This window comes from Malonomonas rubra, assembly GCF_003247215.1.
In the GTDB taxonomy this organism is placed as follows: domain Bacteria; phylum Desulfobacterota; class Desulfuromonadia; order Desulfuromonadales; family Geopsychrobacteraceae; genus Malonomonas; species Malonomonas rubra_A.
Window position 1 is genome coordinate 1 of sequence record NZ_QKAP01000107.1, and the last position, 17,467, is coordinate 17,467.

At 52.9% G+C, this 17,467-nt stretch carries 13 protein-coding genes; 4 read left to right on the plus strand and 9 right to left on the minus strand.

The features are described from left to right. Positions 1-975: 975 nt before the first annotated feature. Positions 976-2,991, plus strand: a complete 2,016-nt coding sequence (locus Q7J88_RS11190) for a hypothetical protein (RefSeq protein WP_303722310.1) — start codon at positions 976-978, stop codon at positions 2,989-2,991. A gap of 53 nt (positions 2,992-3,044) precedes the next feature. On the opposite strand, the gene Q7J88_RS11195 is transcribed toward Q7J88_RS11190, so the two are convergent. From Q7J88_RS11195 to Q7J88_RS11220, 6 genes are all read right to left on the minus strand, one after another. Then, positions 3,045-3,494: an NUDIX hydrolase gene (locus Q7J88_RS11195; RefSeq protein WP_303722311.1), complete on the minus strand. Its 450-nt coding sequence runs from the start codon at positions 3,492-3,494 to the stop codon at positions 3,045-3,047. Positions 3,495-3,576: 82 nt separating this feature from the next. Continuing rightward, positions 3,577-4,965, minus strand: coding sequence for an asparagine--tRNA ligase (gene asnS / locus Q7J88_RS11200; protein WP_303722312.1), 1,389 nt, complete (start codon positions 4,963-4,965; stop codon positions 3,577-3,579). Between the two features lie 244 nt (positions 4,966-5,209). After that, positions 5,210-5,473: a hypothetical protein gene (locus Q7J88_RS11205; RefSeq protein WP_303722313.1), complete on the minus strand. Its 264-nt coding sequence runs from the start codon at positions 5,471-5,473 to the stop codon at positions 5,210-5,212. Between the two features lie 13 nt (positions 5,474-5,486). Continuing rightward, entirely contained in the window at positions 5,487-8,039 is a 2,553-nt protein-coding gene (locus Q7J88_RS11210) for an ATP-binding protein (protein ID WP_303722314.1), read from the minus strand. Positions 8,040-8,319: 280 nt separating this feature from the next. Then, on the minus strand, positions 8,320-9,906 hold the full coding sequence (locus Q7J88_RS11215; protein WP_303722315.1) for a peptide chain release factor 3: 1,587 nt from the start codon (positions 9,904-9,906) through the stop codon (positions 8,320-8,322). Positions 9,907-9,928: 22 nt separating this feature from the next. Continuing rightward, positions 9,929-10,828, minus strand: a complete 900-nt coding sequence (locus Q7J88_RS11220) for a lysophospholipid acyltransferase family protein (protein WP_303722316.1) — start codon at positions 10,826-10,828, stop codon at positions 9,929-9,931. Between the two features lie 603 nt (positions 10,829-11,431). Here Q7J88_RS11220 and upp point away from each other — a divergent pair. Together upp and Q7J88_RS11230 are read left to right on the plus strand one after the other, a co-directional pair. Beyond that, complete coding sequence (gene upp / locus Q7J88_RS11225) at positions 11,432-12,058, plus strand: uracil phosphoribosyltransferase (protein WP_303722317.1); 627 nt, start codon at positions 11,432-11,434, stop codon at positions 12,056-12,058. A gap of 55 nt (positions 12,059-12,113) precedes the next feature. Beyond that, positions 12,114-13,433, plus strand: coding sequence for a uracil-xanthine permease family protein (locus Q7J88_RS11230; RefSeq protein WP_303722318.1), 1,320 nt, complete (start codon positions 12,114-12,116; stop codon positions 13,431-13,433). A gap of 176 nt (positions 13,434-13,609) precedes the next feature. Here Q7J88_RS11230 and Q7J88_RS11235 read toward each other — a convergent pair whose 3' ends face one another. The 3 genes from Q7J88_RS11235 to Q7J88_RS11245 are packed head-to-tail and all read right to left on the minus strand — an operon-like array spanning position 13,610 to position 16,005. Beyond that, positions 13,610-14,065: a DUF123 domain-containing protein gene (locus Q7J88_RS11235; protein ID WP_303722319.1), complete on the minus strand. Its 456-nt coding sequence runs from the start codon at positions 14,063-14,065 to the stop codon at positions 13,610-13,612. Continuing rightward, positions 14,052-14,657, minus strand: coding sequence for an HAD family hydrolase (locus Q7J88_RS11240; protein ID WP_303722320.1), 606 nt, complete (start codon positions 14,655-14,657; stop codon positions 14,052-14,054). Before Q7J88_RS11240 ends, Q7J88_RS11235 begins: the two co-directional genes overlap by 14 nt. A gap of 16 nt (positions 14,658-14,673) precedes the next feature. Further along, entirely contained in the window at positions 14,674-16,005 is a 1,332-nt protein-coding gene (locus Q7J88_RS11245) for a DUF1015 domain-containing protein (RefSeq protein WP_303722321.1), read from the minus strand. A gap of 378 nt (positions 16,006-16,383) precedes the next feature. Here Q7J88_RS11245 and Q7J88_RS11250 point away from each other — a divergent pair, with 378 nt between their 5' ends. Next, positions 16,384-17,403 carry an amino acid ABC transporter substrate-binding protein gene (locus Q7J88_RS11250; RefSeq protein ID WP_303722322.1) on the plus strand — a complete coding sequence of 340 codons (1,020 nt, stop codon included), beginning with the start codon at positions 16,384-16,386 and terminating at the stop codon, positions 17,401-17,403. Positions 17,404-17,467: the final 64 nt, after the last annotated feature.

Below are 17,467 nucleotides of genomic sequence, written 5' to 3' on the forward strand. Positions count from 1 at the left end.
CCTATAAAAATCAGTTCTTTTTGGGAACTCATCCTGCTTTGGCTAAATAGCCAACAACAAATAGTCGATTTGACCTTTACATGACGGTACCTCTAACCAGTTTCAGAGAAAGGGAATTTACAACAAGAACTATTATTTTTTGCCGAGACGGGGAGAAACTGAGTAAATTGACTTGTTTAACCTGCCGGTTTAGCTACAAAAACATCAAGCTGCCGCATGGGGTAGTCAACTGTTCCATATCAAATACGCAAAAAAAAGAGCGCGCGCCACGAAACCGTGATCATCACAGTATTCTATACATTTAACATTGCAACAGAAAGCAAACCTATTCGATGAAAAAACAAGCCTCCGTTCGGCAAGGCGAGCAACAATCTCTTTTTTTCCGATCATTGGATCGGTTGTACATTTAACGGCACAGGCCGACTAACCTTTTGCTAAGAAGTTGAGCAGCGTTCCGTTGCTAACAATGGGTCGTCTCACCAGTGCTGAAAAGCTAACATCTTGCCGGTAAATACTTCTTTCAAGGCATCATATTCAGTCTGCACAGCAACGGTGAGCCCCCCAGCCGCATCATTCCAAAACCACTTGCTCGGAATTTTCTGGAAATTTAAAAAACCATTCTGGGGAATTTACCAAATGCTCACAAGGAACACCTTCCCAGCAGTTTACACAATCATCAGCACCAACCCTAGGGTTCATTGATTTCAGCAACTTAAACAACTTTAGCCTGACAGCAAACATTCTCCACCAAGTCGGTGTGAAAATTGCATAACATTAAGCATTTATCGCTAGTTATGTAATTTCAATTTATTGTCTCACCCACATTTCGCTCATCTTCTCAGAGAACTAAATCCTCTGCTGTAGAGCAGAGGATATCAAGAGATAGCTTTGCTAACTTGCAGCTATCCTTATCAGCTCTCACATAACGCCTGGCTGTTTTTCTTTTTGCACGCCGTCACCAAGAGGAGATCGGAAATGAGATCAACAATAGGCTATCTGGTTGTTTTCCTGCTGTTTATCACCCTCCCCGCAACCTCCATCAGCGCTGAAGGCGATCTTGATGTAACCTTCGGTACTGAAGGTATCGTCACCACAGATGTCGCTGGTTCTGAAGACAGAGCTTACAGTATGGCAATTCAAACCGATGCCAAGATCCTCTTAACCGGTTACAGCAGTGTCGGCAGCAACAGAGACATCTCCCTAGTCCGCTATAACAGTGACGGCAGTCTGGACACCAGCTTTGATTCCGATGGCATGCTCACTACCGATGTAGCTAGCCTGAACGATGGCGGCTACAGCGTGGTGCTGCAACCCGACGGCAAGATCCTCGTGGGCGGCTACAGCGAAGTCAACTACAGCGCCCAATTCGCCCTGCTGCGCTACAACAGCGACGGCAGCCTCGACACCAGCTTTCATTCGGATGGCATCGTCACTACTGATGTCGGCATTTTGAACGACTATGGTCAGAGCGTGGCACTGCAACCTGACGGAAAGATCCTGTTCGGCGGCTACAGCCACAACGGCAGCAACAATGATATGGCACTGCTGCGCTACAACAGCGATGGCAGCCTCGACACCAGCTTCAGTTCCAACGGCATCGTCACCACCGACATCAGCAGCACAAACGATATCGCCCGTAGCGTGGCGATTCAGGAAGACGGCAAAATCCTGCTCGCCGGCTACAGCAACATCGGCGGCAGTAATGATATGGCCCTGCTGCGATACAACAGCGATGGCAGCCTCGATACCAGTTTCAACGGCACTGGCATTGTCACCACCGATATAGGCTCCGGGGATAATGCCTATAGTTTGGCTCTGCAACCCGGTCCTGACGGAAAAATTCTGCTTGCCGGATACAGCTACCTCAATAACTACTCTCAGATAGCCCTGCTACGCTACAACAGCGACGGCAGCCTCGACACCAGCTTCAACACCACCGGCTTTGTCACCACCGATATCAACGGGTATTATGATTACGCGCTCAGCATCGCGTTGCAAGACGACGGCAAGATTCTGGTCGGCGGCTACAGCGACAACGGCAGCAAGAACGATATGGCCTTGCTGCGCTACAACAGCGACGGCAGCCTCGACACCAGCTTCAACACCACCGGCATAGTCACTACAAACGTCGGCGGCCTGAACGATGGTGCCTACAGTGTGGCAATTCAAGGAGATGGCAATATCCTGCTGGCAGGCTATAGCAACATCGGCGGCAATTACGATTTCGCCCTGCTGCGCTATCTGGGCGCCACCATCATGCAATATTCGGTCACCCCTGCCACCGGCCTGAACGGCAGCTTGACCCCGGATACCATACAGCTGGTTTATCCGGAAGAAACGGTTGACTTCACAGTCACTCCCGATACCGGCTACCAGATTGAATCGGTCTCCGGCTGCGGCGGTTCGCTGAACGGCATCACTTATACAACTGCCACGATCACCGGGGATTGCACGGTTACAGCAACCTTTTCTCAGGTCCTCCATACCCTGACCGTCTCCGTATCTGGTCAAGGAACTGTGCACAGCGCACCGGGAACAGACATGGAATGTACAAACAACTGTACCCAGGATTATACCGAAGGAACGCTTGTAACTCTGACCGCAGCCCCCGCTACCAATTACAATTTCTCCGGTTGGGCAGGAAACTGCAGCGGCACAGGTGACTGTCTAGTGACGATGAATGCAGCGAAAAATGTCGCAGCGACCTTTACGGTCATTCCCCCCAATCCGGTCATGCTGGAAAGCAGCCAAGCTTCCTACATGACGATGCAAAATGCTTACGACGGTATACTTTCAGGGCAAACCGATACGATCAAAATTAGGGCAGGGGAGCAGTCACCGGAGAATCTTTATTTTGATCGGGATGTAACGATCAATCTGCAGGGCGGCTATGATGCTGCTTTTGCCAACGTTATCTCAGACACCTCGTTTTACGGTACGCTGACGTTATCTGGCGATCCGGTTACCATATCGAACCTGATCATCAAATGATCCGCAGCTTTACGGGAGCAAATATGGCCCGGGTGAGAAACTGCTGACTTTGGTTATAAGGATTTGGCAACCTGCATCTTCCGATAATCGTCCAGAATCTTGGCGTGATCGAAGCAAAGCTGTGGCAACTCATCCAAGCTGAACAGTCTCGCTTGGCCCGCGTCATCACCGCCACACAGTAGCCCCTCGCCGTCGGCGGTAAAAACCAGGGAGATATTGTGCTGGCGCGGATCGCGATCGGGATCGGAATAGGCTCGGAATTGCCGTAGATTTTTCAACTCCAATGCGGTCTCTTCCCTGGCCTCACGCAACGCGGCCTGCTCCAAACTCTCACCATAATCGACGAAACCACCAGGCAGCGCCCAGCCGAAGGGTTCGTTCTTCCGTTCAATCAAGACAATCTTTCCACCCTGCCGGATGATGATGTCGACCGTCGGAAACGGGTTTCGATAGGTAACCACGGTGGCGTTACAATTGGGACATTTAAGGTTATTGGTGGGCATTCTCAGTCCTTTACGTTGTTCTTACAGCAGGTCTTATCATATTTCCATGGCCAAGGACTAGTGCCCAAGGGTTGAAATAGATTTAGAACTTGGCATGTCCCGGAGTCCGAGGGAAAGGGATCACGTCGCGGATATTCTCCATACCGGTGACATACATCAGCAGCCGCTCAAAACCGAGGCCGAAGCCGGCGTGCGGGCAGCTGCCCCAGCGACGGATGTCGAGGTACCATTGCAGGTGTTCCTGCGGCACACGGCACTCGTCCATCCGCGCCTGCAACACCTCCAGTCTCTCCTCCCGCTGGCTGCCGCCGATGATCTCGCCTACCCGCGGCACCAGCAGGTCCATCGCCGCTACCGTCTTCTGGTCATCATTGACTCGCATGTAAAAAGCCTTGATATCTTTCGGGTAGTCGGTAACAAAGACCGGGCCGTTAAAAACCTGCTCGGTCAGATAGCGTTCGTGCTCCGACTGCAGGTCACAGCCCCAGGAAACCGGAAACTCAAACTGCTGCTTTGCTATGAGCAGCAACTCGACCGCTTCGCTGTAAGTAATGGACCTGAATTCCGCCTTGGCCAGCGCTTCGAGCTTATCGATCAGCCCCTTTTCGATCCGCTGATTGAAAAAGTCCAGATCCTCCTGGCAATTCTCCAGCGCGTAGGTCACAAGGTAGCGGAGGAAATCTTCACCCAGCTGACAATCATCAGACAAATCGGCGAAGGCGATCTCCGGCTCGATCATCCAGAACTCGGCAGCGTGACGGCTGGTGTTGGAGTTCTCGGCACGAAAAGTCGGGCCGAAGGTGTAAATATCGGAAAACGCAGTGGCGAACAATTCCCCCTGCAGTTGGCCGCTGACCGTCAACCCGGTCCGTTCGCCAAAGAAATCCTCGGACCAGTCGATTTCGCCGTTGAGCTTCGGTGGATTGGCCGCGTCGAGGGTCGAAACCCGAAACATCTCCCCTGCCCCTTCACAATCGTTAGCGGTAATAATCGGCGTCTGCACGTAGATGAAACCACGCTCCTGGAAAAACTTATGCACTGCAAACGAAAGCGCACTACGCATCCGGAACACCGCGCCGAAGGAATTGGAGCGAGGGCGCAGGTGGGCGATGCTACGCAGAAACTCGAAGCTGTGACGCTTCTTCTGCAGCGGGTAGGTTTCATCCGCAGCACCTATGAGCTGCGCCACCGCCACCCGCAGCTCCCACTTCTGCCCAACGGCCGGCGATTCGGTTAACAAGCCGCTGGCGCTGAGGCAAGTCCCAGTTCCAACCCGGCTAAGTTGCTCGTAATTTTCCAGTTCCGGGCTGAGTACCAGCTGCAAACTGTCAATACAACTTCCATCATTCAGGGCGATAAAGCTGACATCTTTGCCCCGCCTGGCAGAACGCACCCAGCCTTTGACACAAATCTCCACACCCTGATCCACGTTCAAAGCCTGTTTGATTGCCGTTTTTTTCAGGTTATTCATCGGTGCTCCTATTCATCATTTCAAGATTCCGAAACGCCTAGAGCCGAGCAAAGTAAAAAGGCTGCCCTTAAGGCAGCCTGTCAGGTCGAAAAGTGTCAACTGACAAATCGACCGGCCCGCGATTCAAGGAATAGCCAATATTTCTTGTCTATGTCAATGATATGCCCAAGTAGCCAATTCTGCAAAAAGCTGTAGAGTTTTTTTGCCAAACCCTCTTTCCTCCCAGCGAATTAGGCTTTCCGTGCTACGACACTGTCGCGTAGCCACTGGTGTATTTCCCGATGTTCAGGAAAATCAGGGCAATCATATTGCTGCAACAATCTCCCCTCATGCTGAAAATATTTTTCGGTGTAATCCTGCAGGGCCGAGAGAATTTCTCCCAGAGCTCTGCACGTTTATGCCGAAGAGCTTCCCCTAAATAGCTAATCTGTTGAACCAAGGTACGATACTCGTTATCAAGCGCAACCATCCTGGTTTCATAAATCTCTTTCCACTCGATCAGTGCCATCGTTTATCCTTCGTCATTTTTCCAGCGCCAGTGGCAGAAAAAAGCTGAAACAAGTTCCTTCTCCCGGTTGCGAATCGACCGTCAAGCGGCCTTTATGATTCTGCACGACCAGGAAATAGGAAACAGACAATCCCAGACCGGTACCCAGGCCGACCTCTTTGGTCGTAAAGAAAGGTTCAAAAATACGCCGTCGGACAGGTTCCGGCATCCCTTCGCCGTTGTCGGCAATCTGCACACAGACCTGCTCTTCCTCTTGGAAAATCCGCACCGTGATTTCCGGTCCTTCGCTGTCCATTAGAGCTTCCGCAGCATTTTTCAACAAGCTGAGCACCACCTGCTGAATCTGGCTCGATTCGCAGGGCACGTCGGGAACAGGGCGGAACTCGCGCACGATATTAATCTTCCGGAAATCGAATTGATGCTTCATATCATAATCGCTGCTGGCCAACTCGATGGTTTTTTCCACCAGTTCCGCCAAGCTGCAGGGCAGAAAGTGGGAAGCGCTTTTGCGACTGAAATTGAGCATGTTCTCGATAATGCGTGCCGCCCGCTGACCGGACTCTGCAATCGATTTGATCATCTGATCGAAACCGCGCATCCGCGCGTATTCCGCCACCTGTTCAACCTGGATCCCCAGCTGTAAGGCCACCTCCTGATTCTTTTTCAGGGCGGGAGAAAGGCGCTGGCCGAGAACCTGAACGTTCTGCAGTATCGAAGCCAACGGGTTATTGATTTCATGGGCCATTCCAGCGGCCAGGCTACCGACCGAGAGCATTTTCTCCGACTGCACCATCACTTCTTCGATGCGTAATTTCTCGGTGATATCATCCATATAGATGACTGCCCCAGTTATTTCCAGCGAGAGTAGCGGGTAGATCAGCATATCGAAATAGCAGCCTTCACAAACTTTAGCGCCGGGTATTTTCCCCAGACGCACAACTTCTTTGCTGTTCAGGGTTTCATCGATGTGATTCAGATAGTAAGATTGGTCGATTAACGAAAAAACTTCTTCCAACTGCTCGCCAAACGCTTGCTCCTCAGGGATGCCACTTAATTCCGCAACAGCCCGGTTCCAGAGTGTCACCCGCCGTTTTTCATCAATTCCGATCAAAATCGACGGCATGGTATCGACAATCGCGTGTAGATATTCCTTCAACTGACGCAGCGCTTCATCACCGGCCCGCCGCATACTGATATCTTCGACCGTCCCTTCGACAAGCTGGATACTTTCTTCAGCGTCCCGGACCAAATGACTGTTGATTACAGCCCAAAAAGTCTGGCCGTTAGAACGGCGCATTTCGACTTCGTAGTTGGAAACAATGTCTTCCTTCTGAAGCAATGTGAGCAACCGCAACCAATCTGCTGGATCGGCATAGATGCTTTCAACCTGCTTATTTGCTTCATGATCATCAAAACCGAACATTTCAATCATGGAAGGGTTCATATTTAACAGAACCCCTTTCTGGGTCGACTGAAAAATGCCTTCCGCGGCACAATCGAAAAAATTCCGATAGCGTTTTTCCGACTCCTGCAGTGCCGACCAATTGTTGATCAGATCATTCAGCAGGATGTTGAAGATCGATTCAATCTGCCCCCACTCATCGAGTCTCCCCATCTGCATCGGTGAACTGTAGTTGCCGCGCTGAACAGCAAGCAGCCGCTTACGGACATGTTCCATCGGCCTTTTGATATGCTTGCGGTACAGCTGTATCTGGATCAGAGCCAGCAACAGTGCAAACACCGTTATCAGCCCCATAACCATAACCTCGGTGGTCATGACCGTCGAATCGATTTCCGTCATTACCTGCTCGGCATGCTGTTCAATTAGCCAGTCGACCTTTCCGATCTGCTGCAGCCCCTCTTGGGCGGTTTGATTCAAGGCTGTTGAGTGCTTGCCCAGCAGATTCATTGCCTGATAATGGGTTTCCCGTAGCACCCGATAACGCTGCATTAGGCTGAGCAGTTGTGGGACAAAATCTATCGGACCCTGCTCTGCGGACAGTGCTTGTAGACGTGCCTGTAGCGAAACGATCTCATTGTTGGAGGGCTGTTGCCATTGTCCCGGCTGGTCATGAACATGAATGGTTTCCACGAGTTCAATACGATAGTGAGCAAGCAGATGGGTCAACTGTTCGAGCTTTGTAACTTCAGTAACCGCCAAAGTCCGCCGGGTTTGTTCTTCAATCTGCCTGTCGACTTCCTCCAGGAGTCTTGAAAATTCTCCATTTAGCTGCTGCAACTGCTCCAGTGAATCATTGACCTTCGTACACTGTTCCAGCAATCCGCCCAACTGCTCCCTTAACGAGGCCTGAGTCGCCGGTGAGAAACTATCGGTATAGTCCCCTTCAAATTGTTGTACCATCTTCAGCAGATAAGCCCCCTCTTCCTGCAAGAACTCATCGTTACGGTAAAAGGTTGCCTGAAGCACTTTCAACCGAGCTAAAAACTGCCCAAGATCGAGGGCGATCCGTGATCCCTCGACAATTTTCCGCATTTCCACACCGGTCAACTGTTGGATATTGCTGCGGATCTGAATAAAGGAAAAAAACAGCAGCAGAAAAATCATAAAAAAAACCGCTATCGAAAGAGCGGTTGCAAGAATGAACCTAGCTTGCAGAGATTTTTTCAGTTTATTAGCAAGATTCATGGCAGATGATTTTCCTTCTTCGGGAAACCTGCAGTTACGGCCCGTTTAATTATAGCCAAGAGATTTTCAAAAACCGATAGTTGTGGCAGAAAAGCGGGGCAGATTAAACACTTCAAACGACAACTATGTCATCTATCAGATGCCGTGACAAAAAAGACCTGCATCCAGGTGCAGGTCTTTAAAAAGTTTAGCGCTCAAACTAACTATGTTCGCGGGATTTTAGGAATTGAACCCCCTCCCACTGCTCCATGGTATGCCCCAACCGCCATTCGCTGGCGGCAAGGTAGGTCAGATGGCCTTCAGCGTCATGGGCCAGATGATGCTGATTTTTCTTGCAGAAATCATCCAACACTTTCCTGTCCGGGCACTCGATCCAGCGGGCGGTGCTATAATCGACTCCCTCGTAAACGGCACTGACGTTATATTCCGCCTTGAGCCGTTCCATGGTCACGTCGAATTGGAGTACACCTACCGCGCCGAGAATGAATTCTGCACCGGAGATCGGCTTGTAAACCTGCACTGCCCCCTCTTCGGCCAGCTGGATCAAGCCCTTTTGCAGCTGCTTCGACTTGAGCGGATCTTTCAACCGCACTCGGCGGAAATGTTCCGGGGCGAAGTTGGGGATACCAGTGAACTTGAGCGGTTCCTTCGGTGTGAAGGTGTCGCCGATCTTGATGGTGCCATGGTTGTGCAGGCCGATGATATCGCCGGGATAAGCCTCTTCGACATGCGCCCGGTCTTGGGCCATAAAGATGGTCGCCTTGGAAAGATTAACCTCTTTGCCTATCCGGTGGTGTTTGACCTTCATACCCTTGGTGAACTTGCCGCTGCAGATGCGCAGAAAAGCGATCCGGTCACGGTGGGCCGGGTCCATGTTCGCCTGGATTTTGAAAACGAAGCCGGAAAAATCCTCTTCGTCTGGCTCGACGACCCGCTCGGCCGCTTCGCGCGGTCCTGGTGCCGGAGCCAATTCGACAAAGGCGTCGAGCATCTCCTGCACACCAAAGTTATTGATAGCGCTGCCGAAGAAGACCGGCGTCTGATTTGCCTTCAGGTAATCGTCGAGACTGAACGGATTGGCCGCCCCCTCGAGCAGCTCGATTTCACCACGCAATTCTTGGGCCTGGCTACCGAGGATCTCGTCCAGCTTCGGGTCGTCAAGGCTCTCGATCTTCACCGTCTCGGTGCTGGTCGCCGAGTCGCCGGGCTTGAACAGGTTCAGTTCCTTGCGGTAGAGGTTGTACACCCCCTTGAAACGCTTGCCCATGCCGATCGGCCAAGAGAGCGGCGCACACTCAATCTGCAGCTTTTCTTCTATATCGGAGAGCAGCTCCAGCGGATCAAGCCCCTCACGGTCGAGCTTGTTGATGAAAGTCAGCACCGGAGTGTTGCGCATTCGACAGACCTCCATCAGCTTTTCGGTCTGCGGCTCAACCCCTTTGGCGCAGTCAATCACCATCAGCGCGCTATCGACAGCAGTCAGCACACGATAGGTGTCCTCGGAAAAATCCTGGTGACCGGGGGTATCGAGCAGGTTGACCTCGTAGTTGCGGTAGTCGAACTTCATCACCGAGGAGGAGACCGAGATTCCCCGCTCCTTCTCGATGCTCATCCAGTCACTGGTGGCGTGCCGGTTCGACTTGCGCGCCTTGACCGTACCAGCCATCTGGATTGCACCCCCGAATAGCAACAGCTTTTCAGTCAGGGTGGTTTTACCGGCGTCCGGGTGGCTGATAATACCGAAGGTCCTTCGCTTTGCGATTTCACGTTTTAATTCTTTGCTCACAATCTTTCCTCTGAATCTCTACTTAATTTTCCTGATCCGGAACCCGCCAACGCTTGTGCATCCAGAACCACTGGCTGGGGTCGCGCCGTACCACCGAAGCTATAATATCTGTCAACACCTGGGTATTTTCTTTGATTGCATGTTCCCCCTCCCCTTCGAGAAAAAACATCGGCTCCGACCAGATCTTGTAACGGTTATCGGGCAACCGGTGGCAAAAGGTCGGCACCACCGGCACCCGGTATTTCATCGCCAAATTGGTGATGGCAGTGGTGGTATAAGCCTGACGGCCAAAAAAATCCGTCGGCACCGAGCCGGGCGGAGAAATGTGTTGATCGAGCAGGATCGCAACTGCGCTTCCCCCCTGCAAAGCTTTGAGAATACGACGTGCTCCTTTTCGGCTGTCAATCGTCCTGACTCCAAACGCCTGTCTAAGCTTACAGAAAAAGCTGTCACTCAAGGGATTTTTTAATGGCTTGGTTACGGCATGAAATTTAATCCCGGTTTCCGGCATGGCAAAAAAACCGCCCTCCCAGAAACCTACATGGCCGGTCAGAACGATCGCACCACGCCCAAGCTTTAACGCCTCACGCAGATAATGCTGATCGACCATTTCAAAGTAAGTTTCCAAATCGCTACTGCCACTACGCCACATATCCAGACGCAGCATTTCGGCACCACAGATGCCAATATGCTGAAAATTCGCCCAGCAGGTTGCACGCACTTTGAGCGAGCTCCACTCAGGAAATGCTCGCCGCAGGTTTTCCTCTGCCAGACGGCGGCGCTTTTTCAGCAACATCCCACTGATAATTCCCAGGCGACCTCCCAGCTTGAGCGCCTGTTCACGCGGCAAACTGCGGATCAGTTTTGCCAGCAGGCGCATGGCGTAAAATTCCACTTTATGTTTGAAAGAAATATCTGTCATAACGCTTTTCGAAGTCTGCTAAAAATGAAAAAGCCGGCCCAAACCGGCCGACCACTATAGCGCAACTTACCTTTCTGAGAAAGTCCGTATTTCAGACTCTTATTGAAACCAATAGACCTTCTTCATCATGCAGGATTCATACAGTTGCGCCTGGCGCTGCAGGTCGGGAAAATCATCCATTCCGCTGCCGCTCATCAGTAGGTCCATGTTGATCACCCCGTACTTTCCCGAATATTGCTGACAGAAGGCATGGTCTTCTTCCTGATCATGCTTGTCGAGCGGCTCGGCGATAATTACCCACAGTTACCGGGTGCAGCCAACCAACGGCAAAAATAATTGACGAAGCAGTCGTTTCATCTAACAACCTAAGCAAAACGATAAATCATTGGTATCTGAATTGTGAATTTTGAGCTTAACAGAGAAACATTCTAATTGAAAAGCTTAGTGTCCAGAAGGTTGCTTTGCCAAATCCCTTGACCATGGCGAAGTGATACTTTTATGCTGCCCCGTTGAGTCTGACAAAACTTTTTATCTAACAGAAGAAACCTGTGGCAACTAAGCCGACTTCTGTTTTCTCTTCGAAAATCGACAAAGGAGTCCCCGATGGCTGTTTATGAAGTAAATCACCCACTGGTGAAACACAAGCTCGGCCTGATGCGGCAACATGACATCAGCACCAAGGACTTTCGTGACCTGGCTTCGGAAGTAGCTAGGCTGCTGACCTACGAAGCGACCAAAGATCTGGAAACCGAGGCGGAAACCATCGAAGGCTGGAACGGCCCGGTCAGCGTCGAGCGGATCAAGGGGAAAAAAATCACCGTAGTGCCGATTTTGAGGGCCGGCCTTGGTATGATGGACGGCGTCCTCAGCCTGATCCCTAGCGCACGGGTCAGCGTGGTCGGCCTCTACCGCGACGAAGAGACCCTCGAGCCAATCACTTATTACGAGAAGATGACCAGCAGTATGGATGACCGCACCGCGCTGATCCTTGACCCGATGCTGGCCACCGGCGGGTCGCTGCTCGCCTGTATCGACATGCTGAAAAAAGCCGGCTGCACCAGCATCCGCGGCCTATTCCTGGTGGCCGTCCCGGAAGGGCTCGAGAAGGTGAAAGCCGAGCACCCCGATGTCGATATTTACGTCGCCTCGATTGATGAACGACTCAACGAGAACGGCTATATCCTGCCCGGTCTGGGAGACGCTGGAGACAAGATTTTCGGCACAAAATAGCAGATACGATCGGGCCGGCCAGCGGGTCACCCGCGTACAGATAAGGACAAACTGAATGAATCAGTCATCCCCCACCGAATATAACTTCCGCCCCAAGGACGCGCTGCTTGGCGCCCAAATGTTGTTCGTCGCCTTCGGCGCGCTGGTACTGGTGCCGCTACTGACCGGGCTGAATGCCAACGTTGCCCTGTTCACCGCCGGACTCGGCACCCTAGTTTTCCAGGCAATCACCCGCGGCAAGGTCCCTGTATTTCTAGCCTCCAGCTTCGCCTTCATCGCACCGATCATCTACGGAGTCCAGCAGTGGGGCATCCCCGACACCATGTGCGGTCTGCTTGCAGCGGGTTTGCTGTACACTGTAATTAGCCTTTTGATCCGCTTGTTCGGCTCCGAAATTCTGCACAAGATACTGCCGCCGGTGGTCACCGGGCCGGTCATTATGGTCATCGGTCTGGTGCTGGCACCGGTCGCTGTCCATATGGCCTCGGGTCGTACCGGTGACGGTGCGGCCTGGCTGGTCCCAGAAACGACCGCTTTTATTATTGCCGGCGCTTCCTTGGCCACCACCATTCTGGTTTCACTGCTCGGCAAGGGATTATTCAAATTGATCCCGATCCTCTGTGGAATCGCCGCAGGCTATGCGACCTCGCTGATTCTCGACATGAGCGGCTTTAGCACCGCGACCCAAGCAGCGTTCAACCCCGGCGAATTGCAAAACTGGACCGCGCCAACGCTGATCTCGATGCAGAAGGTTGCCGCTGCCCCCTGGTTCGCTATTCCCGATTTCACCTTCCCGAGTTGGAACCTGGAAGCAATTCTGTTCATAGTGCCGGTGGCAATCGCCCCAGCAATTGAACACTTCGGTGATGTGCTAGCGATCGGCGGCATCACTGGCAAGGATTACGTTGAAGATCCAGGCATCAAGAACACCCTGCTCGGCGATGGGGTCGCCACCAGTCTGGCAGCCTTTTTCGGTGGCCCACCGAACACTACGTACTCGGAGGTCTCCGGCGCCGTCGCCCTGACCCGCGCATTCAACCCGGCGATCATGACCTGGGCCTCAATCACCGCTATCATCCTTGCTTTTATCGGCAAGCTGGGTGGTTTCCTCAACACCATTCCGGTACCGGTAATGGGCGGCATCATGGTGCTGCTATTTGGTGCCATCGCGGTCATCGGCATCAGTACCCTGATCAAGGCCGGCACCGATCTGATGGAACCGCGCAACCTGGCAATTGTCGCCATTATCCTGGTGTTCGGCATTGGTGGCATGAATTTCGATCTAGCGGTGGTCAAATTGGGTGGCATCGGCCTGGCCGGCATCATCGGCGTATTGCTGAACCTGTTACTGCCGGGGAACAATCGAGCCCAATAGAGTTACCGTCAAACCAATTTCCAAAGGGGCTCAAATAGGGTCCCTTTTCCCCAAGCTACCTCAAACGCCTCCAGCGGTTACTCAAACGACCCGATTATGGCTAATTATAAAGACTACGGCTTCGCTACCGCGATCGCCAAACCGTACCAGCTGGTGGAGTTGAACAGGGCGATCAATCAGCTGAGCGATTGACAACGCACCCCGCTTCCGCCGAGCCAGGCTCGCAGCTGCCTCTGCCCAGGTCTCCTGGACAGATAAACCAGATGGCTGCTACACTCGCAGTCGCTGGCACCAAACCCGTCCACCGGAAACTCTGCATGCGAAAGGTCGCCCAATTCGCGCGACCAAAGATGTTCGTTATTCACCGCAACCTGATACCAGATCGCGCGCAGCTCAGCGCTTGAGCGCAGGTAATCGATATGCCAATGATGCTTGCGGACCGGCCTCAGATGGTGGCTGAGCCGCCCCTGCAATCCGCCCTGCCCAAACGCGGAACCGGCATAGAAATACCAGCCACGTGGAAAAGAGAAACAGCCAAGCTTGCCGATAGGAAGGTCCGTACGACGGCACAGATAAAGAACCAGCAGGTAGCTGCCGGGTACAGAGGGAAAACAGGACTCAGAGTTTGACACCGGTCAGCCGCTGCAGTTCAGCCTTGCTGCTGGTGATCGTACGATGCCAGATACCATGCCAACCACAGGCGATCGCCCCTTTGACGTTCGCTTCCAGGTCGTCGATAAACACCGAGGTCTCGGGCCGCAGATCGAAGCGGCTACAGGCAGCGGCAAAGATTTCCGGTGCCGGTTTCATCACGCCGACCTCATAGGACGCGAGAAGGCCGTGGCAGATGTTGTCCAGCCCGAACGCCTCCTGCAGATATCGCCAGTGCAGCTCGCTGGTGTTCGACAACAGATAAACGCCGCAATGCTGTTTGAGCCGGCCGGCAACGTCGAGCATCTCCTGGATCGGCGTGAACAGATTGTTCCAGGCAGCTGCCAGTTCAGCAAGCGGCAGCGGTTGTTTGAGCAAGGCATTGATCTGGAGGAGGAATTCGTCGCTGCTGATCTCGCCATGCTCGTAGCAGATCAGATCGACATGAGCGAGAAAACCCTCCGGTCCCTCGCAAACGGCCCCCTGCTGACGCAGCTTGGCGGCAAACCGATCATAGCTGAAATCGATCAGCACCCGCCCGACATCGAAAACCACATCAGAGACAACCGCCATCCGTCACGCTCCTCGCCTACTTGATCCGGCGACACTCCAGATAGAAACGTTTCTCGTCCGCTTCCCCCATCGAAAAGGTTTTGCGCGGCAAAGCGCCATCAAGAACAATTGTCTTGAACAGGTCGTGCTTAGAGATTGAAGGCAGGTAGAAACCAGCAGCATCTGCCTTGCTGCCGAACTCGGTGACAGCTTTCGTGCCGTGAATATAATCGACCCGCGCCACAGAGTTGTCCTGCAGGAACTGGTCAAGGCAGGCCTGCAAGGTCGCCACCACCAGCGTGTACTCGGGGTCCGCCACCGAGCAAACACCGAACTGACCAGCGAAAATCGCCGGGAACGCGTGGGCATTTTCCGCCTTCTCGGCCAGCGCTTCCGCCTCGGCCAAATCTGTGCAGCCGGTGAAGGTCATCTTTGTTCCCCGTGCGGCGAAGAAGGTTTCCATCTGTCCTTTTAGCTGCTCGACATCTACGTTGAACAGCACCCGATGGATCGCCTCGAACTCGAGACCCGGATCGTGTACGTTGACCAGTTCGACCAGTGCATAGCGGGCCGGGTGGTTCATGATCGCCGCTTTATCCGCGGCCTCTTCCTTCAGCTTCTCCCAGATCGCCTTGGCAGTGGCGAAGGAGTGGTTGCCGTCGCCCATTGCGTAGAGCATCACCGCGTCTTCGACAGCATACTTGACCTGGTAAGCCTCGGCATCGGCCAGTTTTCCCAGCGCGGCAGCGATTCCTTCGATCAACTCCGGCTGATCTATCCGGTAGCCTTTTAAGTGGCCACCGTTCTCCAGCAGCTCGAAATCGTAGATCGTCTCCAGTTGTTCGTCGAACAGCGGTTCGATCACCGTACGCTGCGGGTCGTCGATCAGCACCATGATGTGCGGCAACTCGATCGGCGCGTTCTCGCGCACTTTGATGCGCGGCGGCAGCCGGTCGAGGATGGTCCCCTCGGTGGCGCGGATCAAACTCTGAGCGCCCTTGTTGTAATCGTACTGTTCCAGATCGAGAGCCAGAATCAGCCCTTTACGCGATTCGACTTCGCAGGTTTTTCGATCGATCAGGATGAACCCTTCCTGCTGCTCAACCAGACTGCCATCGGCCAGATACTGCTCCATGGTCTGGTTGATCGATTGGATACGCGCAGCAGCGTCTTTATCTTCCAGATAGACTTCCGGAAAGATCAGCGGCAGCGTCGACAGGCAGCCTTTGGTCTGTTCTTCCAGGCGCTGCCAGTAACTGCGGTCGGAGGTGTACTGATCGCAGGCGATCACCGCCCATTTGCGCATATCGGTTCCCGCTTTCGGCAACAGAATCTTCGGCACCTGCACGCCAATCTTGTCGAATGTCATCGCTCTATCCTTTCAACAGAAAAATAATTATGAATCGTCATCATTTTTCAGGAGCACATTGGTAACATGTTTCTGCCAGTTTGAGAACCGGAGAAACTGAGCACTCCGGACATTTTTATTCATAAACAGCTATATTTCCATCTTCAAACAGTTCACGCTATCCATCAGGCGACACCTCCCCGCTCGTTGCAAGAATGCCGCGCCAGGAGCAATCCCCAGCACCCTATATTAGACCATGCAAATTTCAAGTAATGTTGTAAACTTATGTCTGCTCAATAAATTGGTTTCGATTTCTCAACCGGCATGTCCGGTTTATTTCTGAATCAATGTGCTATTGATTAAACCCCTACACACTCAAATACTGAGGAGGAAACAGGAATGAAACTCGTGAAAGTAATTGCAGTTGCGATCTGCATGACAATGCTGATGGTTGGATTTGCCAACGCAGGGAAAGATCTGGATTCCGTGAAGAAGAAAGGCTACATCCAAGCCGGGGTCAACGGCGGCGTGTTCGGTTTCGGCATGCCGGATGAGAAAGGCGTCTGGAAAGGGCTCGATGTCGATACCGCCCGCGCTATTGCAGCCGCCATTTTCGGCGATGCCGACAAGGTCAAGTACATTCCGCTGACCGCTCAACAGCGCTTCACCGCCCTGCAGTCTGGTGAAATTGATGTTCTTACCCGTAACGCTACCCGCACCCTGAGCCGCGAAACCCAGCTTGGCCTCAATTTCGTTCAGGTCAACTACTATGATGGTCAGGGCTTCATGGTACCGAAGAACCTTGGCGTCAAAAGCGCAAAAGAGCTGGACGGCGCCACGGTCTGCGTCCTGCCCGGCACCACCACTGAGCAGAACGCTGCCGACTTCTTCCGTACCAACAACATGAAAATGAACCCGGTCGTCATAGAGTCGACCTCCGAGTTGGCCAAGACCTTCTTTGCCGGGCGCTGCGACGTGCTCACTTCCGACGCCTCCCAATTAGCTGCAAGCCGTAGTATCGCTCCGAAACCGAGCGACTACATAATCCTGCCGGAACGGATTTCCAAAGAGCCGCTGGCTCCGGCCGTCCGGCATGGCGACGACCAGTTCTTCGACATCGTCAATTTCTCGGTGCTGGCAATGATCAACGCCGAAGAACTGGGCATCACTTCGAAGAATGTTGACGAGATGCTGAAGAGTAAAAACCCGAAAATACAGCGTTTCCTCGGCGTCATCGAAGGGAACGGCAAGGCCCTCGGCCTGGACGAAAAGTGGGCCTACAATATCGTCAAGCAGGTCGGCAACTACGGTGAGGTCTTCGAGCGCAACGTCGGCGTCAACACCAAACTCGGTCTTGAGCGTGGTTTGAACGCCTTGTGGACCGAAGGTGGATTGATGTACTCGCCTCCTTTCAAATAGATCGTTAAACCTGCGGCCGCCGGAAGAGCTTTCTTCCGCCGGCCGCTTTGTTCCGGGATTGTTG

Bases quoted from the DNA above. Each gene is read 5' to 3' on its own strand.
- Q7J88_RS11190 (WP_303722310.1), top strand. From the start codon at position 976: ATGAGATCAACAATAGGCTATCTGGTTGTTTTCCTGCTGTTTATCACC.
- Q7J88_RS11195 (WP_303722311.1), bottom strand. From the start codon at position 3,494: ATGCCCACCAATAACCTTAAATGTCCCAATTGTAACGCCACCGTGGTT.
- asnS (WP_303722312.1), bottom strand. From the start codon at position 4,965: ATGAATAACCTGAAAAAAACGGCAATCAAACAGGCTTTGAACGTGGAT.
- Q7J88_RS11205 (WP_303722313.1), bottom strand. From the start codon at position 5,473: ATGGCACTGATCGAGTGGAAAGAGATTTATGAAACCAGGATGGTTGCG.
- Q7J88_RS11210 (WP_303722314.1), bottom strand. From the start codon at position 8,039: ATGATTTTTCTGCTGCTGTTTTTTTCCTTTATTCAGATCCGCAGCAAT.
- Q7J88_RS11220 (WP_303722316.1), bottom strand. From the start codon at position 10,828: ATGACAGATATTTCTTTCAAACATAAAGTGGAATTTTACGCCATGCGC.
- upp (WP_303722317.1), top strand. From the start codon at position 11,432: ATGGCTGTTTATGAAGTAAATCACCCACTGGTGAAACACAAGCTCGGC.
- Q7J88_RS11230 (WP_303722318.1), top strand. From the start codon at position 12,114: ATGAATCAGTCATCCCCCACCGAATATAACTTCCGCCCCAAGGACGCG.
- Q7J88_RS11240 (WP_303722320.1), bottom strand. From the start codon at position 14,657: ATGGCGGTTGTCTCTGATGTGGTTTTCGATGTCGGGCGGGTGCTGATC.
- Q7J88_RS11245 (WP_303722321.1), bottom strand. From the start codon at position 16,005: ATGACATTCGACAAGATTGGCGTGCAGGTGCCGAAGATTCTGTTGCCG.
- Q7J88_RS11250 (WP_303722322.1), top strand. From the start codon at position 16,384: ATGAAACTCGTGAAAGTAATTGCAGTTGCGATCTGCATGACAATGCTG.